The 24,111-nt window shown below is 36.2% G+C and carries 23 protein-coding genes and 1 pseudogene; 10 read left to right on the top strand and 14 right to left on the bottom strand.

The window, feature by feature from the left end:
* Positions 1-6 precede the first annotated feature (6 nt).
* The 5 genes from P164_RS17910 to P164_RS17890 all read right to left on the bottom strand — a co-directional run bounded on the left by P164_RS17910 (position 7) and on the right by P164_RS17890 (position 7,427).
* Positions 7-729, bottom strand: coding sequence for a hypothetical protein (locus P164_RS17910; RefSeq protein ID WP_028377695.1), 723 nt, complete (start codon positions 727-729; stop codon positions 7-9).
* A 135-nt stretch (positions 730-864) separates the two neighbouring features.
* The gene (locus P164_RS17905) at positions 865-1,728 is read right to left on the bottom strand and encodes an ABC transporter permease (protein ID WP_028377694.1); all 864 of its coding nucleotides are present in this window, start codon (positions 1,726-1,728) and stop codon (positions 865-867) included.
* Positions 1,728-4,211, bottom strand: a complete 2,484-nt coding sequence (locus tag P164_RS17900; protein ID WP_028377693.1) for an exopolysaccharide transport family protein — start codon at positions 4,209-4,211, stop codon at positions 1,728-1,730. The genes P164_RS17905 and P164_RS17900 overlap by 1 nt, the downstream gene beginning before the upstream one ends.
* A complete protein-coding gene (locus tag P164_RS17895; protein ID WP_081817403.1) occupies positions 4,212-5,102 on the bottom strand; it encodes a polysaccharide biosynthesis/export family protein in 891 nt (296 codons plus the stop codon).
* 126 nt (positions 5,103-5,228) lie between these two features.
* Positions 5,229-7,427, bottom strand: coding sequence for a RecQ family ATP-dependent DNA helicase (locus P164_RS17890; protein WP_028377691.1), 2,199 nt, complete (start codon positions 7,425-7,427; stop codon positions 5,229-5,231).
* 84 nt (positions 7,428-7,511) lie between these two features.
* On the opposite strand from P164_RS17890, the gene P164_RS17885 reads away from it, so the two are divergent.
* Genes P164_RS17885 through lptB form a run of 4 tightly spaced genes read left to right on the top strand, consistent with a single transcriptional unit; the run spans position 7,512 to position 10,504 of the window.
* Positions 7,512-8,480 (top strand): SIS domain-containing protein, encoded by a 969-nt coding sequence (locus tag P164_RS17885; protein WP_028377690.1) that lies wholly within the window; start codon positions 7,512-7,514, stop codon positions 8,478-8,480.
* Positions 8,480-9,328, top strand: coding sequence for a twin-arginine translocase subunit TatC (tatC, locus tag P164_RS17880; RefSeq protein ID WP_028377689.1), 849 nt, complete (start codon positions 8,480-8,482; stop codon positions 9,326-9,328). The genes P164_RS17885 and tatC overlap by 1 nt, the downstream gene beginning before the upstream one ends.
* A 17-nt stretch (positions 9,329-9,345) precedes the next feature.
* On the top strand, positions 9,346-9,711 hold the full coding sequence (locus P164_RS17875) for a carboxymuconolactone decarboxylase family protein (RefSeq protein WP_028377688.1): 366 nt from the start codon (positions 9,346-9,348) through the stop codon (positions 9,709-9,711).
* 55 nt (positions 9,712-9,766) lie between these two features.
* Complete coding sequence (lptB, locus tag P164_RS17870; protein WP_028377687.1) at positions 9,767-10,504, top strand: LPS export ABC transporter ATP-binding protein; 738 nt, start codon at positions 9,767-9,769, stop codon at positions 10,502-10,504.
* A gap of 94 nt (positions 10,505-10,598) precedes the next feature.
* Here lptB and P164_RS17865 read toward each other — a convergent pair whose 3' ends face one another.
* The 3 genes from P164_RS17865 to P164_RS17855 are packed head-to-tail and all read right to left on the bottom strand — an operon-like array spanning position 10,599 to position 12,597.
* Complete coding sequence (locus P164_RS17865) at positions 10,599-11,225, bottom strand: NUDIX hydrolase (protein WP_028377686.1); 627 nt, start codon at positions 11,223-11,225, stop codon at positions 10,599-10,601.
* Positions 11,222-11,848 (bottom strand): CatA-like O-acetyltransferase, encoded by a 627-nt coding sequence (locus P164_RS17860; RefSeq protein ID WP_028377685.1) that lies wholly within the window; start codon positions 11,846-11,848, stop codon positions 11,222-11,224. The genes P164_RS17865 and P164_RS17860 overlap by 4 nt, the downstream gene beginning before the upstream one ends.
* Before the next feature lie 2 nt (positions 11,849-11,850).
* Positions 11,851-12,597, bottom strand: a complete 747-nt coding sequence (locus P164_RS17855; RefSeq protein ID WP_081817402.1) for a CDP-alcohol phosphatidyltransferase family protein — start codon at positions 12,595-12,597, stop codon at positions 11,851-11,853.
* 111 nt (positions 12,598-12,708) lie between these two features.
* Between P164_RS17855 and P164_RS17850 the strand changes: the two genes are divergently transcribed.
* The gene (locus tag P164_RS17850) at positions 12,709-13,779 is read left to right on the top strand and encodes a PorV/PorQ family protein (RefSeq protein ID WP_125411796.1); all 1,071 of its coding nucleotides are present in this window, start codon (positions 12,709-12,711) and stop codon (positions 13,777-13,779) included.
* A 129-nt stretch (positions 13,780-13,908) separates the two neighbouring features.
* Here P164_RS17850 and mnmD read toward each other — a convergent pair whose 3' ends face one another.
* Together mnmD and P164_RS17840 are read right to left on the bottom strand one after the other, a co-directional pair.
* Positions 13,909-14,586, bottom strand: a complete 678-nt coding sequence (mnmD, locus tag P164_RS17845; protein WP_028377682.1) for a tRNA (5-methylaminomethyl-2-thiouridine)(34)-methyltransferase MnmD — start codon at positions 14,584-14,586, stop codon at positions 13,909-13,911.
* A gap of 1 nt (position 14,587) precedes the next feature.
* Positions 14,588-15,100, bottom strand: coding sequence for a DUF4920 domain-containing protein (locus tag P164_RS17840; RefSeq protein ID WP_028377681.1), 513 nt, complete (start codon positions 15,098-15,100; stop codon positions 14,588-14,590).
* A 102-nt stretch (positions 15,101-15,202) separates the two neighbouring features.
* Between P164_RS17840 and P164_RS17835 the strand changes: the two genes are divergently transcribed.
* The 3 genes and pseudogenes from P164_RS17835 to P164_RS19045 form a co-directional block, all read left to right on the top strand.
* The gene (locus P164_RS17835; RefSeq protein ID WP_028377680.1) at positions 15,203-16,273 is read left to right on the top strand and encodes a branched-chain amino acid aminotransferase; all 1,071 of its coding nucleotides are present in this window, start codon (positions 15,203-15,205) and stop codon (positions 16,271-16,273) included.
* Positions 16,274-16,383: 110 nt separating this feature from the next.
* A complete protein-coding gene (locus P164_RS17830; protein ID WP_028377679.1) occupies positions 16,384-17,316 on the top strand; it encodes a peptidylprolyl isomerase in 933 nt (310 codons plus the stop codon).
* Between the two features lie 116 nt (positions 17,317-17,432).
* Positions 17,433-17,504, top strand: a pseudogene (locus P164_RS19045) (30S ribosomal protein THX); the annotation flags it as partial.
* Positions 17,505-17,626: 122 nt separating this feature from the next.
* Here the strand turns inward: P164_RS19045 and yaaA are convergent.
* Complete coding sequence (yaaA, locus tag P164_RS17820; RefSeq protein WP_028377677.1) at positions 17,627-18,391, bottom strand: peroxide stress protein YaaA; 765 nt, start codon at positions 18,389-18,391, stop codon at positions 17,627-17,629.
* A 142-nt stretch (positions 18,392-18,533) separates the two neighbouring features.
* Positions 18,534-19,235 carry an ABC transporter ATP-binding protein gene (locus tag P164_RS17815; RefSeq protein ID WP_028377676.1) on the bottom strand — a complete coding sequence of 234 codons (702 nt, stop codon included), beginning with the start codon at positions 19,233-19,235 and terminating at the stop codon, positions 18,534-18,536.
* A 143-nt stretch (positions 19,236-19,378) separates the two neighbouring features.
* Here P164_RS17815 and P164_RS17810 point away from each other — a divergent pair, with 143 nt between their 5' ends.
* Positions 19,379-20,098: a glycosyltransferase family 2 protein gene (locus P164_RS17810; protein ID WP_028377675.1), complete on the top strand. Its 720-nt coding sequence runs from the start codon at positions 19,379-19,381 to the stop codon at positions 20,096-20,098.
* The gene (locus P164_RS17805; protein WP_028377674.1) at positions 20,098-21,372 is read left to right on the top strand and encodes a hypothetical protein; all 1,275 of its coding nucleotides are present in this window, start codon (positions 20,098-20,100) and stop codon (positions 21,370-21,372) included. The genes P164_RS17810 and P164_RS17805 overlap by 1 nt, the downstream gene beginning before the upstream one ends.
* On the opposite strand, the gene P164_RS17800 is transcribed toward P164_RS17805, so the two are convergent.
* Positions 21,362-22,129 (bottom strand): O-methyltransferase, encoded by a 768-nt coding sequence (locus P164_RS17800; RefSeq protein WP_028377673.1) that lies wholly within the window; start codon positions 22,127-22,129, stop codon positions 21,362-21,364. The two genes, P164_RS17805 and P164_RS17800, sit on opposite strands and share 11 nt — an antisense overlap.
* Before the next feature lie 56 nt (positions 22,130-22,185).
* Complete coding sequence (locus P164_RS17795; protein ID WP_028377672.1) at positions 22,186-24,060, bottom strand: ABC-F family ATP-binding cassette domain-containing protein; 1,875 nt, start codon at positions 24,058-24,060, stop codon at positions 22,186-22,188.
* Positions 24,061-24,111: the final 51 nt, after the last annotated feature.

The following is a 24,111-nucleotide window of genomic DNA, read 5'->3' as shown; positions in this document are numbered from 1 at the left end:
AAACTTCTACTGAAGTTTGTAAGGTTCTAAATAAAATTGCTCCTTTTCCTGCATGATGCTGTATCTCTCATATGTAACAGCATTTAAATTACTTAGGCGCATCCATTCTTTGAGTATTTCTTTCTCTTTTGGTCTATTTGTATCATCCAATAACCATATCGTTTTTTTGGTTGTTTTAGCATTTAGAAAGGGGTAAGCACTGAAACGTGCGTAAGGTGTACTAGCGCCAAATGGTCCATCCACTATTACAAAGTCAAAAGCAATACTTTTAGGTAATTCCTCGGATAGAATTTCAGCATCAAACCAAATTTCCTGATTTTTGAATGTCAAATCTTTGGACATTGGTTTTAAAGGTACATATATCAATTTTACGTATTGGTCAAGATCAAGTTTTTTAAGTTGCAGTCTCAATATTTCAATCCACTCTTTATCAGATTCAATTGAGTAGAATGAGACCTTAAGATTCTGCATTTTGATTGCTTTGGCTAAATAAATTGTAGTCGCACCGCTACCGAATTCTATAAGATTATTAACTTTTGTTAGCGTTATAATATTGATTGCGTGCAAAATCGCCCTTGGATTCATAGTCCAGTTGGTATAAGGAATATAATGCTCTGAAGAAAATAATCCTCTTAGTTGCTCTGCCGCCCAAAGCTGAGTCTGGTGATATCTTGTTTTCTTATGATACCCCCGAAATTCTTCTAAAATTCTTTTTACTTTTTTAATCATAAGTCAACAAATTTCTACTTATTTCAATCTTCATTTTTTAATCAGATAAGTCTAAAATTATTGTGTAGTGGAAAACTCATAATATCTAAAAGGCTCTATTTAAAATGTTTTCCGCTTTAAGGATAATATTACTCATTATATCGTATCAATAAAATTCTTACCGGTCCTGTTAAAAACGATCAACCCTACAAAAAACAAAACCAGACTCAACACTGCGCAATAAGCAAGCAAAGACCATTCAAATAAGCCTTCACTCAACGTCATATAGCGAAAAGCTTCAATTAGAATAGCTATAGGATTTAGTTCGACTACCCAGGTATACTCCGCTAAAGCAGCGCTATTACGCACTTCAGAAATCGGGTACATAACCGCAGATATATACATAAGAAGTGTCGTCGCAAAGCCAATCAAAATTCTAAAATCTCTGTATTTAGTAGTTAAAGACGAAATCAACATTCCTGCTCCTAAACCTAATACTGCCACAATAAGCAGAAGAACAGGGAAAAACCAAAGCGTATTATTAGGTTGTACTTCTGATCCTTTAACAACGAAATACATATAAAAACAGGCAAAAATAAAAAGCTGAATACTCAATTTAAATAAGGCTGAAATAGCCTGTGACATCGGGGAGATAATTCTGGGAAAATATACTTTTGAAAAAAGCCCGGCATTACTGGCAAACGTATTTGAAGTATTGTTTAAACATTGGGCGAAATAGCTCCACATCGTAATACCCGCTAAATTGAATAAAAATGGTGGTGCTCCACCTGTTGATATACTTGCGATATTATTAAAAACTAAAGTAAATATGATACCAGTAAATAATGGCTGTATTAAATACCATAGTGGTCCAAGAATTGTTTGTTTATAAGCCGAAATGATATCACGTCTAACAAAAAGAAATAACAGATCTCTGTACCTCCATATTTCCTTAAAATCAATGTCAATCAAAGGCTGCTTGGCATTGATCTCGTACAACCACTCTTCCTGCTCTGCCATTATTTTTCTACTTGCTCATTAAACCAAAGTCTCAATTTGTTGAGTTTATTTAAAACCAGAGGTAAAAATCCTTTAGGCTTCTTATCGCGATAAGCTTCTCCATATTTACCGTAAGAATACCCGTATTCATACCCGTAACCATAACCATAACCCATTTTACTTTTAGCACTGAAGTAATTGAGAATAAAACTTGTATTGTTAATCTCCTTCTTTTTATACTTATCGTTTATTAAGCGCAACATTCCCTTTTTTGTGTAATGTTGACGAATGACATACAACGTAGCATCTACATAATCATCTAACTCTAATGCATCTGCTACTAAACCTATAGGAGGAGTGTCTAGGACTATGTAATCGTACTTCTTCTTCAACTCTTCAATTAAAACATCCATCTGATCACTCATTAAGAGCTCTGAAGGATTAGGAGGTACTGAACCTGCCAAAATCACATCAAGATGAGGGATTTGTGTTTTTTGAATTATGGATTCTAGATTATCTTCTCCTATCAAATAATTAACAACACCCTTATCTAGAGGTAAATTGAAATCTCCAAATATCTTTGGCTTACGCAAGTCAAGACCTACAAGAACTGTTTTGCGTTCGCTTAAGGCAAATACACTGGCTAAGTTGATACTACAAAATGTTTTACCTTCTCCACTTACTGAAGAAGTAACACGTACCGTCTTAGCTCCTTCAATCTTTTGTTTTCTATAAATAAACTGAAGACTAGACCGTATACCTCTAAATGCTTCAGAAATTGCAGATCTGGGATCTTCGATTACTACAAGATTACTTTTAGAATTGCTCTTTCCTATAGCTCCTAAAACAGGTATTTTTGAAAGTCTTTTTATTTCGTTAGGGTTGCTTATTTTAGTATCAAAAAAGAACAGTAGAAATACAATAACCAGAGGCACCACAGTTCCTGCCACGATAGCCATAACATAACTCACTTCAGTATTAGGGCCTATGGCACCACCACCTGTATCTTTAGCTTCGTCAATAATCAATATATCTGAAACATTAGCTGCTTTAACAATTCCTGCCTGACTTCGCTTATCTAAAAACAAACCATACGCTCCTTCAGTAAGATTGTATCTTCGCTGTATGCCAAAAAGTTGTTGCTGTTCATTTGGAAGTTTCCGCATTTGAGATTCAGTCTGTGCGATCTCACTGCGAACATCTCGCAATTGACGATTAAGTATTTGCTGGCTTGAAGCCATATTTTCAAATAAAACCGATTTAATTGCGTTGATACGCCTGTCTAAGTCTTTAAACGCCGGGTTGTTCGGTTTTGCAGAATATGCCAGTCGTTTTCGCTCTTCGGCTAATTCTATAATACTTGATACACTTTGCGTTACACTACCTTCACCAATGCCAGTAATTGAAGGCGCCGGAATATCTGTACCATAATCTTCCCGCGTACGTAAATAACGCTCCAAATCCTGGTAATACTGAAGACGCTGTTCTAAATTTTGCTTTTGCGCATCTAACTCGGTTATTTTGGTTATTAAACCTTCTTCACTCCCTCCTATTCCTACCGAAGAATTGTTATCTCTAAATGAATCTAATTCTTCCTGAACGCTACTCATCTCCGCCGTCTTCACAGCAAGACTACTATCAATAAATTTTATAGTTCTTGTGGCAAATAAATTCTTACGCTCTAATTGGGTTTCGCTAAGTACGCGCACCGAAGAATTTAAATAATCAACCAGCCTTTTTTTGTTAGTGCCGGTGAGACTCAAGCTTAAAATGCTAGATCCCGTAGGCGTCTGGTCTATTCCTATACCCCTGTATCTACCTACAGCACCATCAAATGCATTAAACTGAATAAGATATTCTTTACCAATTTCAGCTGGAATTCCAGATGGGTTCAGTTTAAAATTGAAATACGGTAAATCTACAGGATCTCCTAAATTATATTCTTTTACTATAGCGCTGTTAGGCACTGGTACAGTACTTATTTCTTTGGTGTTATAATTTTGAGCTGAAGAAGTCCCGCCTTGAAAATCAATTTCTAATCGGTACTTTTTGTCACTTACAAAAACAACCTTAATCATTTTACCTAACAACTGAGGCCTTGTAACATTTACATCTACTGTAAATGGGGTATTACCGTAAATATCCTCAAGGTGATATTCGCCTTGTTGAAGGTAATCTACATAAAACTGTAATTTTTCTACGACCGCTTCATTATGACTTCTTGAGCGTAATAAAATTATCGCTGTCTGTACCTTATCTGTGGTTCCTCCCCAGTTAAAGGTAAGACTCGTATTTGCTGTAAAAAACGGATTTTGATCGTCTTTAACAGTTATCATATTACTCATACGATAAACCGTTTGTTTTCTTACATTTTTATAATGTGCTATATAATAAGCAATACCTATGCAAACAACAAAAAGCGGCCACCAGCTAAGTACCTTAATTATAAAACCCTTAAAGTCAAAAAAGTTCTGTAAATCTTTTATTTCAAACTCATCTTCCATTTAAAGTCGGGTGATTAGTAAAACGGTTGTTACTGCTAAAGTAAATACTGAAACTAGCGTATTTAAAGATTGTAAACCAGTAGTACCTATTCCTAGCGATTTCTGCGGAAGCGGATTTACGAGAATCAAATCATTCGGCTGAATATAATAATAGGGCGAATTCAATGCCTCTATTTTCGTCAAGTCTACGTGGTGAATTTTCCTGCCACCAGGGTATTGCCTTAAAATCAAGACATCAGTGCGATTCCCAAATTGGGTAACATCTCCACTATTCACAATAGCTTCTAGAAGCGATAACTCTTCAACAAGTTCAACTTTAGTACCGGGGCTGCCTACCTCACCTGCAATAGTATATTTAATACCTGCTAATTTTACGGTTACAAATATGTTTGCATTTTCAGTAAAATAGTCATCCAATAATTTTTTCTCTATATGCTCTCTAATTTCTTCTACGGTATATCCTAAAACAGATACATCGCCTAGTGTAGGCAAGCGTATTTTACCATGATCATCTACCACGAACCCATCGTAATAGTAGCCATCGCCCAGGCTACCACCTTCGCCTTCTCCTCCTTGCGGATTGAATAAAGCTACTAATTCCTGATCTAACGCTTTAACACGAATACTCAGAACATCATGAACCTGAACTCTATAGGGGCTTTTTAAAACATTAACTTGTATAAGACTGTCCTGAAGTGTGTTTGACTCTTGAAGATAGGTGAGTTTTTTAGTAGGAATGCAAGAACCGAACGTAGCGAAGAGTGCTAAAAAAGCTAATCTAAAAAGAAAATTAGAAAACTTTTTTGAAGGTTTTAATAACGACAGGGCAGAGCTTCGCTGTTCTAACTCCCAATTTTGAAGTAAAAATGGATTTCTTGTAGGAATTTTCATATTAGTTGGGATTGCAACTTCGACAAATATAGCCTTTAACGTTTTATTATGAAATAGTAAAGCAGGTTAGTTTGAAAAGTACATAAATGTACTCTTCAAACACAACCAACTAATAATTTTAGGAAATTAATTTGCTACTTCACTAAGAAATTTGATGCGATAAAGTTTAAGCTCTTCTTCATCATAATCTCCATCAAACTCATCTAAAGCAGCTTCAATACTATCTGTCTCGGCTTCTAAAAAGTATTCGTGTAGTTCTTCTTGTTGATCTTCATCAAGAATATCTTCTATCCAGTAATTGATGTTCAATTTTGTACCACTGTTTACAATTACTTCCATCTCTTTTACAAAATCGGCCATTTCTAAACCTTTTGCAGAAGCTATATCGTCTAGAGGTAATTTTCGATCAACATTTTGTATTATATATAACTTTAATGCACTGTTAGTACCAGTAGATTTAACAACTAATTCGTCTGGCTTTAGAATATCATTTTCAGCTACATAATCTGTAATGAGGTCTATAAATTCTTTACCGTATTTTTTTGCTTTTCCTTCTCCTACACCAAAAACGTTTGCCATCTCATCTAGCGTCGTAGGATATTTAATCGCCATGTCGTCTAGAGACATATCCTGAAAAACTACGTACGGTGGTACACCTTTTTTCTTGCCTACTTTCTTACGAAGGTCTTTCAACATAGCAATAAGCTTTGCATCTGCACCTCCTCCATTAGAGTTTCCGCGTTCTACAACTTCATCTCTTGAATTGTCAAACATATGATCTTCAGTCATCATAAAAGACTGTGGATTCTCAAGAAATTTCTCGCCTGCCCTGGTCATTTTTATAACGCCGTAGGTTTCAATATCTTTCTTTAAAAATCCAGCAACAAGTATTTGCCTTGAAAGCGCTCTCCAGTAGCCGGGTTCTTTATCTTTTCCGCTTCCGAAGTAAGGCTCGTCATCTGTTCTGTGCGAGGAAATGATCGCATTTGACTTTCCTACAAGCGTTAATACCAGTTCTTTACTTTTATATATTTCTCCGGTATTTTTGACAACATTCAACATTTGAACAACTTCGTCTTTTGCCTCATGCTTCTTTTTAGGGTTACGTACATTGTCATCAAGATCTCCGCCTTCTCCAGTTTCATTATCAAATTCTTCCCCAAAATAATGAAGAATAAATTTACGCCTAGACATTGAAGTTTCTGCATAAGCTACAACCTCTTGTAACAATGCGTGACCTATTTCCTGTTCTGCAACAGGTTTGCCGCTCATAAATTTTTCTAACTTCTCAATATCTTTATAGGCGTAGTAAGCAAGGCAATGTCCCTCACCGCCGTCACGGCCGGCTCTACCGGTTTCCTGATAATAGCTCTCTATACTTTTTGGTATATCATGATGTATTACAAAACGTACGTCTGGCTTATCTATACCCATACCAAATGCTATGGTAGCAACAACGACATCAACATCTTCCATAAGAAACATATCTTGATGTTTAGCTCGCGTCTTAGCATCTAAACCTGCATGATAAGGCACCGCAGAGACCCCATTTACCTGTAAAACCTGAGCAAGTTCTTCTACTCGCTTTCGGCTTAAACAATAAATAATACCGCTTTTACCCTGGTTTTGTTTTATAAACCTGATTATATCTGCATCAACATTTTTTGTTTTAGGACGTATCTCATAATACAGATTAGGCCTGTTAAAGGAAGCTCTAAAAGAGTTTGCATCAGAAATCCCTAAATTTTTCATGATGTCCTCCTGTACTTTTGGAGTCGCGGTAGCAGTAACTGCAATTATGGGAATGTCATCCCCTATTCGCTTTATAATGTGTCTTAGGTTACGATACTCTGGTCTAAAATCATGCCCCCATTCACTTATACAATGCGCTTCATCAATGGCAACAAAACTTATTTTCTCAGAACGTAAAAATTCTACATTCTCTTCTTTCGTTAGCGACTCTGGAGCAACATATAAAAGCTTAGTTATTCCGTTTGAAATATCTTCTTTTACCTGCTTTATTTCTCCTTTGTTTAAAGAGGAATTAAGTACGTGAGCAATACCGTGTTCTTTTGAAATCCCACGAAGCGCATCAACCTGATTTTTCATTAGAGCTATTAAAGGGCTCACAACAATTGCAGTGCCTTCTTCAATTAAAGCAGGTAATTGATAACATAACGATTTACCACCTCCTGTAGGCATAATCACAAAAGTGTGTTCGCCTTTAACGATACTCTTGATCACATCTTCCTGTAGTCCCTTAAATTGACTAAAACCAAAATATTTTTTAAGAGCTGCGTGTAAGTCTATTTCTTCTGAAGTCATTAAAGCTTGTTCAAATTTGCATACATTTGTATTCTAAATATAGTAATTTCTACTCCACAAACAAACGGCTTAATCTTATATCTTTTGAATACCTACGACCAGATTTTAAAAAGCGCTACTAAAACTATCGCTTTGGAGCAGGAAGCTGTAGCTAATCTAGCTACGTTTTTAGATGAACGATTTGCCGATGCAGTTTCACTAATTTATAACGCTAAAGGTCGGGTAATTATTTCTGGCGTGGGTAAAAGCGCTATAATTGCTCAAAAAATTGTTGCAACTCTTAATTCTACTGGAACGCCTTCAATCTTTATGCACGCTGCAGATGCGATTCATGGGGATTTAGGCACTATTCAAGAAGGAGATGTGGTTCTTTGCATTTCTAACAGTGGTAATACAGCCGAAATCAAAGTTCTTATTCCGTTAATTAAAAGTAGAGAAAATAAGGTTATTGCAATGACCTCAAACAAAGAGTCCTTTTTAGCAAAACAAGCAGATGCGGTTATAATGGCGTACGCCGAAAAAGAAGCCTGCCCTCATAACCTCGCCCCTACAACTAGTACGACCGTTCAACTTGTAATGGGAGATGCATTAGCGCTGGCCTTATTAGACTTAAAAGGTTTTACGCCACAAGATTTTGCAAAATATCACCCGGGTGGCGCATTAGGCAAAAAAATGTATTTACGCGTTAGTGATCTTGTAGGCCTACACTATAAGCCTCAAGTTACACCAGACGCTCCTATAAAAAATGTTATTGTAGAAATATCTCAGAAGCGCTTAGGTGTAACAGCAGTAGTTGAAGCTCATAAAATTATAGGTATTATTACAGATGGGGACATACGAAGAATGCTAGAAAAAAACGAAATCTTAACGGGCCTTACCGCAAAAGATATAATGAGTAGTAATCCTAAGCAAATTTCTAATGACGCGATGGCTACCGCTGCGCTTGAGGTTTTAGAAACAAATAGTATCACACAGCTTTTAGCTGTAGATCATAATAATAATTACACCGGTGTAGTTCACCTACACGACTTAATTAAAGAAGGAATTCTCTAATGGCAAAAAAACAGAAAGTATCTCAGGACGAAATGTCCTTTTTAGATCACCTTGAAGAACTTAGATGGCATTTAATACGAGCAACGCTAGCAATTGTAATTGTGGGTGTCGTGGCCTTTATATTTAAAGATTTTATTTTTGATGATATCATTTTTGCTCCTGCACGACCAGATTTTATTAGCTATGATTTTTTATGTAGAATGGCTACTATATTTGGTTCTGATAAAGGTTGCGTTAATGAGATGAATTTTATAATTCAAAACCGTACTATGGGCGGCCAGTTTAATGCTGCTATCTGGACTTCTATAATCGTAGGTGTGGTAGTCGCATTTCCATATGTTATTTATGAATTTTGGAAATTTATTTCTCCGGGGCTTTATGAGAATGAACGTAAAAACTCTCGTGGTTTTATAATAATTTCTTCTCTGCTATTTTTCTTAGGAGTATTATTTGGCTACTACGTGATCGCTCCTTTATCTATTAACTTCTTAGCTAACTTTACGGTAGGAGAGCAAGTTAAAAATGAATTTGATATAGATTCTTACATAGGTCTCGTGCGTGCAAGTGCTTTAGCTGCAGGTCTTATTTTTGAACTACCTATTATCATGTATTTCTTTACTAAAATAGGTCTGGTTACGCCAGAATTTTTAAGAAAGTATAGAAAATATGCACTTATCATTGTCTTGGTTATTTCAGCAGTAATAACACCTCCAGATATTTCAACACAAGTGATTGTATCTATTCCTATTCTCATATTGTATGAGGTTAGTATTTTTATTTCCGCTTTTGTAGTAAGGCAGGAAGCAAGACAACTAAAACGAACCGAACGATCTAAAAACAAAAATTAAACAAATTATCCCTTTATATGTCTGAGAATTCTCAAAATCAAGTAGAATCATTTAACGCATACCGCGCTAAGATGAACGATAAAATTCTGGGTGATAAAAATAAAATTATCAACAGGATTTTTAATTTAGACACAAATGCATTTACTGCCGGCGCTTTAGACGTAAAAACTAAAGAACTATTAGGCCTCGTAGCCTCCACCGTTTTGCGTTGTGATGATTGCGTAAAGTATCATTTAGAAAGTTGCTTTAATGAAGGGGTTACTAAAGAAGAAGTGATGGAGACTTTAAGTATTGGCACTTTAGTAGGTGGTACGATTGTAATTCCACACTTAAGAAGAGCCTATGAATTCTGGGAAGCTCTTGAAGAAAATGCAGTAAAGTAATACGCAGAACTGGTTTTGACCGTTATATGCTTTACCTTAATCGTAAATTGAAGAAATGAAACTACGCGCAGAAAATTTAATGAAATCCTATAAGGGCCGAAAGGTCGTTAAAGGTATAACTGTTGAAGTTCAGCAAGGGGAAATTGTAGGTCTTCTAGGTCCTAACGGAGCCGGAAAAACCACTTCATTTTATATGATTGTAGGCCTAATTAAGCCTAACGGCGGAAGTATATATCTTGACAATAAAGACATTACCAAGTACCCTATGTACAAGCGTGCTCAAAACGGTATTGGCTATCTCGCTCAGGAGGCTTCGGTGTTTAGAAAATTAAGTATTGAAGAAAATATCTTAAGCGTTTTGCAGCTTACTAAGCTTAGCAAAAAGGAGCAGGTTGCAAAAATGGAAGAACTTATAGAAGAGTTTAGTTTAGGTCATATACGTAAAAGCCGTGGTGATTTATTATCTGGTGGGGAACGCCGCCGTACAGAAATTGCGCGTGCCCTGGCAACTAATCCTAATTTTATTTTATTAGATGAACCCTTTGCAGGTGTTGACCCGGTTGCAGTTGAAGACATTCAGCGTATTGTAGCACAGTTAAAGCAAAAAAACATAGGTATACTTATTACAGACCATAACGTTCAGGAAACACTCGCAATAACAGACCACACGTACCTTATGTTTGAAGGTAACATTTTAAAACATGGTGTCCCCGAAGAACTCGCAGCTGATGAGATGGTACGTAAGGTGTATTTAGGTCAGAACTTTGAACTGCGTAAAAAGAAACTGTTTTAGTTTATAAATACCATTTTAGAAATAGGGTTCAGAATTTAATAATTCTGAACTCTTTTTATTTTAGACAATAAAAATTATTTTAAGCTGTACCTTTTTAGTCGTAATAAACGGCCTGTGCTTCTTTTGCCAAAGCTATTAACTTAACTAACTGCTCTTCTAGAATACGATCTGGTGACAACGCGGGAAGCTTATCTATATTAAACCAGTCCACACCTCCTATATCAAAATTAGGATTAAAAGTGCCATCTACAATCCGGCATAAGAAACACAACTTATAAACATAATGGGTTTGCGGTGGGTGCGGATAACATCGTTTATCTAACACCGCTAACAGCCGTACTACTTCAGCACTAAAACCGGTTTCTTCTTGTATTTCTTTCAGGACATTTTCTGATGGAGTTAACCCTATATCTGCCCAGCCACCGGGTAATGTCCACTTATTATCTACAGTTTCTTTGACCAATAATACCTGCCCATTTTCATTTAGAATTAAACCTCTTACATCAGTTTTTGGCGTAGGATAATCTGTTTCCGGGAGGTAAAATTCTTTAAATTGCTGTACCGGCAGATTACTAAGTACACTCATCATTTCTAAAGAAAGCGTGCGCAACTCTTGATAACGCTCAGCATCATAATTTTCTTTATTATAAACAAGACCAGCTTCAGCTAAAGACTTGACTTGTTTTATTGAGTTAAGCAACTGCTCGTTTATTTCGTTCATAGATTCAATAATTCTTGAAATCGCTTTACAAATTGCCCTATATGCATACCATCCATCAAGGCGTGATGACCGTGTATAGAAACCGGCATAGACTGTAAATTCTCAGTATTTGTTGTCATTTTTCCGAAGACAATTTTAGGGCAACTATCAGGAAATGTTAAGCTTTTAGGATGCTCTACCGTAGTAAAATCTAACCACGGTAACGTTGAAAAATGTACCACATTTTCTCCGGAAACTGCTACTTCTAATCCGCTACCTGCGCGTACACGGGCAATTTCAGTTTTTGCATCTCTAGAAAAAATCCCAAAATCTTCATTAAACTTTATATAACTAAATCCGAAAGTTTCGTCAGGGCGGGCTATGGTAGGTGAACCATCTATACGGTCATAGAGATATACCGAATCTTCAACAATGCGGTATTTAAAATTTTCGATCTCATTCACTGCGAGTAGCGCTTTATGCAAGTAATGCAAGAATACAGATTCATTATTAGCTTTTGCCTTGGCATAGATTTGTGTACAATCTACTCGTACCGTAACACCAAAAAAAGGCTGCTCAAATTGCTTAAAAAATGTATAATGCTCCTTACGTTTCCACGTATGAAAGTCAATCTTAGATCTCATCTTTAAGCACTTTTAGAATTTTGTGTCGCTACAGAAAGTAAAACGTAAAAAAGTATAATTATAGGAATTGCTAAAAACGTAAGCCAAAACAATAAAATAACAGCTAAAAGCAAGAACCCGTAGCGCACTTTATTTTCGGCAAGTCCCCAATTTTTAAATTTCAAAGCAAAAAGCGGGATTTCGGCATTCAACATAAAACAACTTAAAGCTGTAAGTGCCAGTAAAAAATAGGTATTTGTAATTAAACTTTCGGCAATTGAATAATCTTGAAATTGTACTATTAGCGGCAAACTCACAATTAAAAGGGCATTTGCCGGTGTGGGTAATCCTATAAATGAGTTCGTTTGACGCGTGTCTATATTAAATTTTGCCAGTCTAAATGCAGAAGCTAGCGTAATTGCAAATCCTAAAAACGGAATAATGGAAACAGAATCCCAGGATAAGCCGGCTTCAACCCAGCGCTCACCGGTGTTCCAGTGTTCTAATTTGTGTAATAATTGAAACATTACCATCCCCGGAACGACACCACTGGTAACCACGTCTGCCAGACTATCTAGCTGAAGTCCTAAATCTCCTTCTACTTTAAAGAGCCTTGCAAAAAACCCGTCAAAAAAATCGAAGAAGATTCCTAAAACCACTGCATAAGCAGCAAAATCTAAGCGACCGGTAGCAGCAAAAAAAGTTCCCAGCATACCACAAAACAAATTGGCCATGGTAAAGGCGTTGGGTATGTAACGTGTGATTTTCATAGTTGATTATTTCTGTAAAAATAGTAAAGTAACACTACTCACAAGATAGGTCTAAAATAAAGTTTAACTTCTCAAGACATTTAGCCAACTTTACGCCGAAAGAAGCCACACTTGAAAAAAGCAGGATTAGTCATATTTTTTTTAATTTTTACAGCGGGAGTTTGGTCTCAGGCTGTGCGTAAATATTCTAACGAATTTTTAAATATTGGCGTAGATGCTGCATCATTAGCAATGGCAAATGCAGTAACTGCAAGCTCATCTGACGTAAACAGTGGTTATTGGAATCCAGCCGGATTAGTGCATTTAGAAGATAATGAACTTGCGCTAATGCATGCCAGCTACTTTGCAAACATCGCACTATATGACTACGCAGCTTTTGCCACACCTATAGATGACCGAAGCGCGCTGGGCGTATCTCTAATACGGTTTGGAGTAGACGATATTTTAAATACAACCCAGTTAATAGACGCTAATGGCAATATAGATTACAACCGTATACGTCTATTTTCTACGGCAGATTATGCATTTACACTTTCCTACGCCAGAGAACTACCCGTACAAGGATTAAATTTAGGAGCGAATGCCAAGGTTATACGCCGAATAATAGGAGATTTTGCGTCTAGTTGGGGTTTTGGTTTTGACTTGGGGTTACAATACGCTAGCGGAAATTGGGATTTTGGATTAATGGCCAGAGATATCACGACTTCAGTAAACACCTGGGCAATAGATGAAGAGCAATTTGCTACAATAAGCAACGCTGTAGAAGGTCAAAATCAGGATTTACCGGAAACTCTAGAAATTACAATCCCAAAACTACAATTAGGAATCGCCAGAAACTGGGAAATTCATTATGACTATACCATAAAAGCTGAAGTAGACTTGATGATGCGCTTCACACAAACTAACGATATATTATCAAGTTCATCGGTGAGTGCAACACCGGCTGCAGGCCTCGAATTTGGTTATACGGGCATCGTTTTTTTACGTGCGGGAGTTGGTAATTTTCAAGAACTAACCCAACTTGACGGAAGCAATCGCATAGGTTTTCAGCCAAATATTGGAGTAGGTTTTCAATATCGGGGAATTCATATAGACTACGCACTTACCGATATAGGCGATCAAAGCGCTGCGGTGTATTCTAATATCTTTTCTCTAAAACTAGATTGGGAGTTATTCCGCTAGGCTAATTTGCCAACAGCTACTAAAAATACAATTGGTATTATTAATATTCAAAAGCACATCAACTTTTATAACGTTGGGACGGCGGAACGAACCGCAGGTGTTAAAATTATGCCAGGTAATTTATAAATGTTAAGCCTTAATCGCTCGTAGCATTTCGCGTTTTCCGGGAGGTCCGGGAAGCCTATCTACTTTAAAACCTACCGCAAGCATCGCTCTTCGCACACTACCTTTTGCAGCATAGGTAACTAAAATACCCCCGGGTTTTAAAGCCTCATACATTTTCTGAAAAATAGGCTCTTCCCAAAGTTGGGGCTGAACACGAGCTCCAAAAGCATCAAAATAAATCAAATCGTGTTTATTCTGATCTGTTATCGTTTCAAAAGTTTGCTGTCTTTTCTTAAGTTGAAAAATAGGCGTAATCGCAGTAAAGTCTCCCCAGGCCGAAGTATGCATAGTTTCAAAAACTGTTGCGTATGATTGTGCAGCTATAGCTTCCAGATAATTGAGTTGAGCCATCTCTTCAGAAGATACTGGGAATGCTTCAACACCTTCATACTTTAAAGAAATACTTGAATCTTCTGCGTGAATAAGAGTAAGTAAAGCGTTGAGCCCTGTCCCAAAACCAATTTCTAGTATATTTAATTGATTGAGCTCTGGTGTTTCCGCGACAGCGTAATCAAAACCCATTTTTAAAAACACGTGTTTCGCTTCCTGAACAGCCCCGTGCATAGAATGATACTGCTCATTCCACTCGGTTAATTGTATTGTAGTAGAACCGTCTCCTGTCTTGACTATTTTCCGCTCCAAATTACTGAGCGATTTTAACGCCACTAGCTCTAAAGCTAAAAGAACGTTTAGGTGTTTTTATAGCAGCAATCTCCTCTTGTGATTTACCAGCATCTGCAGCATAATGCTGTTGCTCTTCTACAGGAGTCTCACTCACGTAAGCTACACCGTGTACCATTACATTTTTATCTTTAATGTCTTTAGGTACAAAAAAAGCATAATCTTTAAATTTAATCATTACAGGATCTGCGGCACCCACATCTACCTGCATCCAGCAACCTTTCTCCTGGCAAACTTCTTCAACATTTCCTTCAAAAGAAACATTTATAGTATCTCCCGGCTTCAAATTATTATAAATATCACCTAACTCAAAAGAAGTGAGCATTGCCTGATTTTTAAAATCTTCCCCATAAAGTTTCATTTTAGTCAATTCTACCTCATTTGACTGGGTTTCTACAACCGTTTTTGTTGATGCTTCTTCTTTACAGGCAACTAATGCCATAACTATAAGAGCAGAAGTAAAAATTTTTTTCATAACTAAAGGTTTAATAAATGCAATGCAGCCTGTAAATTTAATCAATTCTTGAGCTTGAAGAATTGAGAAAATGATAAATTTGTGGCTATAAATTTGAATATGATGACAGATACATTAAAAGTAACCAAGATCGCTGATTCTAAAATAAGTTCTGTAGACTTTAACAATCTCGCTTTTGGTACGGTCTTTACAGATCATATGTTTGTTTGCGAATATAAAAACGGAGCTTGGTTAACACCAGAGATTAAACCCTACGGTCCTATATCTATGGATCCTTCGGCTAAGGTTTTTCATTACGGCCAGGCGGTTTTTGAAGGTATGAAAGCCTACAAAGATGATAATGGGAAAATTTTTATGTTTCGTCCAGAAGAAAACTTCAATCGTATAAATAAATCTTCAGAACGTCTGGCAATGCCGGCTTTTGATAAAGATTACTTTTTTGATGGGTTAAATACCTTATTAAATCTAGAAAGCGATTGGATTAAACCGGGTAAAGACAACTCTCTTTATTTACGTCCTTTTGTAATCGCTACAGAGAACGGTGTTTCTGCCTCTCCTTCAACCGAATATAAATTTATTATTATTTGTGCTCCGGCACAGGCTTATTACAGTGGTGAAGTAAAAGTATTATTTGCAGATCACTACAGCCGTTCTGCAGATGGTGGTGTAGGTTTTGCTAAAGCTGCCGGTAACTATGCCGCGCAATTTTACCCTACCGAACTTGCTAAGCAAAAAGGCTATCAGCAGGTCGTATGGACCGATGCAAACACGCACGAATATCTAGAGGAAGCAGGTACAATGAATGTTTTCTTTAGAGTAGGTGACACTTTACTTACAGCGCCTACTAGTGACCGTATTCTTGACGGTATTACACGTAAAAGTTTAATAGAACTGGCAAAAAGCGAAGGTATTAATGTTGAGGTACGTCCTGTAAAAGTTTCAGAAATTGTTGAAGCTGCAGAGAATGGCACTTTAAAAGAAATGTTTGGCGCAGGTACTGCAGCAGTTATTTCGCCAATTGCCGGCTTTACACATAAAGATAAAGAGTTTGATTTACCTATTTTGGAAGAGCCCTATGGTGCTAGATTAAAACAACATTTAACTGCCTTACAGGCAAACCGCGCAGAAGATCCTTTTGGATGGCGTTATGAAGTACCCACGATAGCGGTATAACCGTTTTTACTGCGGAAAAATTATAGAAGCCCGAAACACAGCAATGTGTTTCGGGTTTTGAGTTTCTATCAGTTAAGCGTATTTTTGCATTTCAATTTTAAACCGAAGAGATGCAAGACGGAATATATGCCAAATTTCACACGCCAAAAGGCGAAATTCTGGTAAAATTAGAACACGAGAAAACCCCGGGAACAGTTGGAAACTTTGTAGCCCTTGCCGAAGGTGATCTTGAAAATAAAGTAAAAAATCAAGGAACTCCGTATTACGACGGACTTAAATTTCACCGTGTGATTCCAGATTTCATGATTCAGGGAGGTTGCCCTCAGGGATCAGGAACCGGAGATCCCGGTTACAAATTTGATGATGAGTTTGATGCTACATTAAAGCACGATGCACCAGGTAAATTATCTATGGCAAATTCTGGTCCCGGTACAAACGGAAGTCAGTTTTTTATCACACATACCGCAACTCCGTGGTTAGATGGTAAGCATACTGTTTTTGGAAGCGTAGTTGAAGGACAAGATGTTGTAGATGCTATCGCTCAAGGTGACAAAATGGAAAAAGTAGAAATTATACGTCAGGGTGCAGAAGCTGAAGACTTTAATGCTGTTGAAGCTTTTAGAACTTTTGAAGGAGCTCGTGAAAAACGTATTGCAGCAGAACGTGCAGCAAAAGCAGAAGCTCTAGATAAAATAAGCGTAGGTTTTAAAGAGACTAAAAGCGGTTTACGTTACCAGATAATTCAGGAAGGTAATGGTAAAAAAGCTGAATCTGGTAAAATGGTTTCTGTACATTATAAAGGTCAATTAGCAGACGGTACTGTATTTGACTCTTCTTACAAAAGAAATCAACCCTTAGACTTTCAAGTAGGTGTGGGTCAGGTGATCGCTGGTTGGGATGAAGGTATTGGCCTTTTAAAAGTAGGTGATAAAGCACGTTTTGTTATACCATCAGACTTAGGTTATGGTAGCAGAGGTGCAGGTGGCGTTATTCCTCCTGATGCTATTTTAATATTTGATGTAGAATTGATGGATGTAAAGTAATATCTGTTATTTAAATTTATAGTTTAAAGTCCTGCTAGATGCAGGACTTTTTTTATACCGTTTGGTTAAGGCCTCTTAATTGCTTATCTTAAAAAAGAACAACAAAAACTAACAAAATGGGTAAAGGAGATAAAAAAACAAAGCGAGGCAAAATAAACAGAGGTTCTTATGGCAATTTAAGACCACGCGGAGGTACTAAAAAAACGGCTACAACTGCAGATGTACCTACAAAACAAACAGCTGTAAAAACAAAAGAGGCTGATAAAACAGCCTCAAAGAAAAAAAGTTTAGCAGATAAAAAACCCTAATGTTATCTAACGAAAACCAGTTCGTTTTTATCTAAATCTGAATACTGCTCACTGAAGCCGTAATCATCATAATTAAAGCCTTTGAGGTCTTCTATGGTTTGTACATCCTTATCTATAATGTATCGCACCATAGAACCCCGGGCTTTTTTAGCAAAAAAGGATATAATCTTGAGTTTTCCATTTTTATAATCCTTAAAGATTGGGGTTACAACCGGTACTTTTAATTTTTCCGTCTTTACAGATTTAAAATATTCCTGACTTGCAAGGTTTAAAAATAATTCATCCTCTTTAAGCTCGCTGTTTAAAGCATCTGTAATCTTTTCATCCCAAAATTCATAAAGATTTTCAGCACGCCCTGAATGCAATTTAGTTCCCATCTCAAGCCGGTACGCCTGCATAAGATCAAAAGGTTTTAAAACGCCATACAAACCACTTAGAATGCGCAGAGTATCCTCTAGCTTGTCTAATTTTTCGGTAGGTATTGTGTAAGCATCCAGACCGGTATACACATCCCCATCGAAAGTATAAACCGCCGGTCTTGCATTTTGTTTTGTAAAAGGAATGGTAAATTCTTTGTAGCGCTGATAATTGAGATCTGCAAGTTTATCGCTAATACTCATAAGCTCAGAAATCTCAGCTTTTGTTTTACGCTCTAATTTTTTATTAAGTGTATTTGCCTCTTCTAAAAACTGAGGCTGTGTTGCACGTGTAGTAGGCAATTTTGATTCAAAGTTTAGTGACTTTGCCGGCGAAACTACTGCTTTCATAATTTTTTAATTTTACCAAAAATACGCATTCGCAAAAAGGTATCCGGGAGGCTTTAATAGGTTTTTAGAATAGTAGAATAGAAGATATTATACAACTCCATAAGAACTGAATTCCAACCTTAATAGACTAAAAAACAAATCACTAATTCTTAATGGCAACCTGCTTTCGCTCATCACTTTCAATCAAACCATCTCTAAGTCTAATCACACGATGCGCATGCTCTGCAATGTCTTCTTCGTGAGTTACTAAAATAACCGTATTTCCTGAAGCGTGTATATCATCAAAGAGTCCCATAATTTCTACCGAAGTTTTAGAATCTAGATTCCCAGTAGGTTCATCTGCAAGAATTATAGAAGGCTTATTTACTAAAGCCCTGCCTACCGCAACACGTTGACGCTGCCCACCAGAAAGTTGATTGGGCTTATGGTCCATACGGTCTGCGAGACCCACATCATTAAGAACTTCTTCTGCGCGAAGACGCCGTTCAGTTTTTGAATATCCTGCATAAACCATGGGTAATGCCACATTATCAAGTGCTGTTGTACGTGGTAATAAATTAAACGTCTGAAAAACAAAACCAATCTCCTTATTACGCACCTCGGCAAGTTCGTCATCACTCATAGAACTAACATCTCGATTGTTAAGAATATAAGTACCTGAAGTAGGCGTATCTAAACACCCTAACAAATTCATAAGTGTAGACTTACCAGAACCTGAAGGCCCCATAATTGCCACATATTCGCCTTTATTAATCTGCAGATCAATTCCTTTTAAAACATGAACAATTTCATTTCCTAATGGAAAATCACGAGTAATATTCTTAATGTCAATAAGACTAGCCATAAAAATTTTCTTTTAAACTATAAGTGGTAAAGGAAAGTTACTTGATTTTAATTTATAAGTAGTCAAAAACACATTTGAGTTACATTAATTGTAAAAAAATAGTTTAATTGCAAGTTAATTATGTCCCAAAAAGAAATTACCATATGCCTCAAACTCTATCTATTGTTATACCTGCCTACAATGAAGAGGAAACAATTACAGCTATTTTATCAAAATTAGTAGATCTTGATTTGGGATTAAATATTCAAAAAGAGATTTTAATAATTGATGATTGCTCAACTGATAGTACTATAGACCAAATAAAAATCTTTATTACTCAAAACCTGACAGCAAGTATAAAACTTTTTAAACAGGCTACAAATAAAGGGAAAGGAGCTGCTCTACATCGTGGAATACAAGAATCTACTGGAGACTATATAGTAATACAAGATGCTGATTTAGAGTATGATCCTAGAGAATATATTTTACTTTTAAAACCCATTCTTGCTGGAAATGCAGATGTAGTATACGGTAGTAGATTTATGGGTGGAAATCCACACAGAATTCTATTTTTTTGGCATACAATAGGTAACAAATTCCTAACCTTTCTAAGTAATATGTTTACCAATCTAAACTTAACTGATATGGAAACATGTTATAAGATGTTTAGAACAGAAATTTTAAAAAGCCTTGATCTCAAAGAAAAACGATTTGGTTTTGAGCCTGAAGTAACAGCTAAAATTTCACGAGTTCCAAAAATCAGAATTTATGAAGTAGGAATTTCGTATTACGGAAGAACTTATGAAGAAGGAAAAAAAATAAACTGGAAAGACGGCTTCCGCGCAATGTGGTGTATTTTGAAATATAATTTGATTAGCAAATAATGTGGATTCGATCTAACAATAAAATACTTATCATTTTTCTCTCACTATTAACTACGCTTGTTCTAATTTACAACTTTAAAATCGCATTCGAAGAACGTTATAATGGAGGTGGTGATGATTTAGATTATGTATATCTTGCCACTGGTCTTGCAAAAACTGGTGTTTATGGCTATATGGATCGTACGCATCCAGAAGTGATTCAAGATTATAAAGATGATATCGTAGACGCTCAGGTCTATAAAAATAAAAATTACGCATCCTGGAGGGCACCTTTATGGCCTTATACAATGGCTGCTATTCTCTATATTTTTGGATATAAACTAACTTATGTAATTGTATTTAAGCTACTCATACACGTAATTGAAGTATATTTTTTCCACAAGTGCCTAAAATTTTTAAATATAAAAGGTCTCCTTTTAATTTTAGGAACGTTTATTTTTAGCATATCTCCGGTTTATCAGATTTACAGTCGAGTATTTTATGCAGAACCTTTAACATCCTTCTTTTTAGGAATGTTTGTTTTTTCAGTTATTTATTGGTTTAAGAAAGGTAAAAATGGTTTTCTCATACCTCTTACTTCAGCATTATTAGTATTAACACACCCGTACTTTATTTTTCTACCATTTTCTATTTTCGGAGTTTTATTTCTACAAAAACAAACTGAATCTAAAATTTTTATGATTTTTTCGGTATTGGCTATCTTATTAATATCAGCTTGGCCACTAAGAAATGCCATCATACTAGAAACAAACTCTTATGTCATCACTACATCCTCGGGACCTGTAATGGCAAAAGGATGGAATAAAGATGTAGTACAAGAACACACAAATACAAAGGGTGATCTCGCAAATGAAGGAATTGTTTTTGAAAATTATATATCAGACAAAATATTCTATGGAGGAGCTGCCCAGTCTCAAAAATATCAAGATGCAGTTTTTCAGTTTATAGAAAAAAATCCTAATCAAATTTTACCTATTATTTTCACTAAGCTAAAAAGCGCCTTTAATCCTTTGCAAGAAACTTATAAACCAGGATATCTTGAGACAGGTCGTGAATTATTCCACGCTATTTCCTTAATCTGTTTGATCTTAATACTATTTGAAAAGAAATCTATAATTAAATCCCTTGGAGTAGGGTTAATATTATCTACCGTGGCAATTACCATCCTAACCTATTCTGGATTTAGATTTAGAGCTCCTCAATTTTTCTTAGAGTTGCTAGTTATATTTTATATTGTCAAGACATACTTACAACGGTATGTTATCACACCCTAATCCTAAAATTTTCTTTTACCTGCTCTTTTCTAAAGAATACAAACCCCAACCAGAAACAGTCTACTGTTACCACAACTTTCGGATGATTTTTAATGTACTGCCAGGCTTCAGTCAATTCTGATGACCAGTAAATATCATCAAAAATCCAGACGGAATCATTATGTGCTGATGGCAATAACTTTTCAAAATATTCTAAAGTTGCCTTTTTACTATGGTTTCCGTCAAAATAAATGAGGTCGTATTTTTTATCAGTTTGCTTTTCAAGAGTTTCTTTAAAATTTCCAACTACGACTTTAACATTATCAATTTGTGCCTCATTTAAATGATTTTGAGCTACACCCGCAGTTTGAGGACAACCTTCTAAAGAAATCACATTAGCCCCTCCTAAAGCCATTCCAGCCGTTGCTAAGCCTACAGATGTACCCAACTCTAAAATGCCCTCTGATTTGAAATAAGAAACTACCCTGAAAAGTAGTTTCATTCTATTTAAAGTTGCACCTGCGTGTTTCGCAATATCTCTAACTGCTCGCTTATTGGTTTTAAAAATGCGTGAACCGGCTCCAAAATCTAAGACTTCGATCTCTTCTTCGGTTTTGAAAAGTTGTTTTTGATAATCTTTAATTCTATCATATTGAGGGTGCTTTTTTGTGTCGTAAAGACATTGTGTTACAAATTGATATACAAAAGGAGAATGTACCCCATGCTGATTTGTAGCTTTCAAAAGAAAGTTTAAATAGGCCTTTATAGTGTACCACATAATATGTCGCTAATCTTTTTACAAGTCACAATACTTACTACGCAAAGAATCCTAAGTTATTCTTCCATTTTCGCACTCAATTCAAACCATCTTTCGGTAAGTGCATCTATTTTATCCTGAACCTGTTGAAGTGCAATTGATCGCTTATTAATTTCATCACCAGACAAATCGGGGTTCAGAAATTCTGCTTCTTTACTTGCTTTTTCCTTTTCAAATTTTGCAATATCACGTTCGATGCGATTGTACTCTTTCTGATCATTGTAAGACAATGAAGTACTGGCTGTTTTCCAATTATCTTTAGTTGTAGCCTTTTCTTCTTTTGGCTTAGCAACTACCTCCTGCTCTACTGCCGGCCCCGAGTCGTAGGCTCTAAAATCTGAATAGTTACCGGGAAAATCTTCAACTTCACCTTGCCCACGGAAAACAAAAAGATGGTCTACAATCTTATCCATAAAGTACCTATCGTGAGAAACTACCAGCAAACATCCAGGAAAATCTAAAAGAAAACTCTCTAACACGTTTAAGGTAACTATATCCAAATCATTTGTAGGTTCATCTAATATTAAGAAGTTAGGGTTTTGTATTAAAACAGTACACAGATACAAACGTTTACGCTCTCCCCCACTCAGTTTTTCAACAAAATCATATTGCTTTTTACGGTCAAAAAGAAAACGTTCTAACAGCTGACCTGCCGAAATTTGTCTTCCTTTTTTAAGCGGAATATAATCTCCAAACTCTTTAATTACATCAATAACCTTTTGACCGGGCTTAATAACAATACCTTTTTGAGTGTAATAGCCAAATTGTATGGTCTCTCCCACTACCAGTTTGCCGCTATCTGGAGGAATACTCCCTGTTAATACATTAAGAAAAGTAGATTTACCGGTACCATTTTTACCTATAATCCCAATACGCTCTCCACGCTGAAAATTATAATCAAAACCATCAAGAATTACACGCTCTTTAAAGGATTTAGAAACTTTGTGAAACTCTACAATTTTGCTTCCTAAACGCTCCATATTGAGCTCTAACTGAACCTCGTGATCATTACGCCTTTTTGAAGCTTTATCTTTTATTTCAGCAAAATCATCTATTCTTGATTTAGACTTGGTAGTACGCGCTTTAGGCTGGCGACGCATCCATTCTAATTCTTTTTTGAAGAGTTGTTTTGCTTTACCGGTTTCGGTTTCTTCTGTTGCTATGCGAGCTTCACGTTTCTCTAGATAATAGGCATAATTACCTTTATAACTATAAAGCTTACCCTCGTCTAGTTCAATAATTTCGTTACACACACGTTCTAAAAAGTAGCGGTCGTGAGTAACCATAAATAAGGTGAAGTTCTCTTTTGCAAAAAACTGCTCAAGCCACTCTATCATCTCTAAATCTAGGTGGTTAGTTGGCTCATCAAGAATGAGTAAATCTGGTTTACTCAATAGCATATTGGCAAGTGCCAAGCGCTTCTTTTGACCTCCACTTAACTTTTCAACCTTACGATCTAAATCGTCTAACTTAAGCTGAAATAAAATTTGCTTGTACTGCGTTTCAAAATCCCAGGCTTGATGCACTTCCATTTGATCAAATGCCTTTTGATACGCATCACCATCATCCATATTCTGAAGCGCATGCTCGTAATCTGAAATTACTTTTAAAATCTCATTATCACTATCAAAGATGGTTTCTTCAACAGTTAATGCAGGGTCAAGGTTAGGCTCCTGCGGAAGAAAAGCTACTTTAATACCTTTACGAAAAATCACCTGACCACTGTCTGGATTTTCAGCCCCTGCTAAAATATCTAACATAGAAGTCTTACCGGTACCATTTTTAGCCACCAGACCTATCTTCTGCCCCTCATTGATACCAAATGATAAATCATTAAACAATACTTTTTCTCCAAAAGCTTTAGCGATAGATTCTACCGAAACATAATTAATTGCACTCATAGGCTGCGAATTTAGCCTTTAAAAACGGAGAATAAAACTCAT

Origin of the sequence: Leeuwenhoekiella sp. MAR_2009_132, assembly GCF_000687915.1 — a bacterium.
GTDB lineage: Bacteria > Bacteroidota > Bacteroidia > Flavobacteriales > Flavobacteriaceae > Leeuwenhoekiella.
Note: the sequence above shows the minus strand (reverse complement) of the source record. Positions and strands in the feature narration are given on the sequence as shown.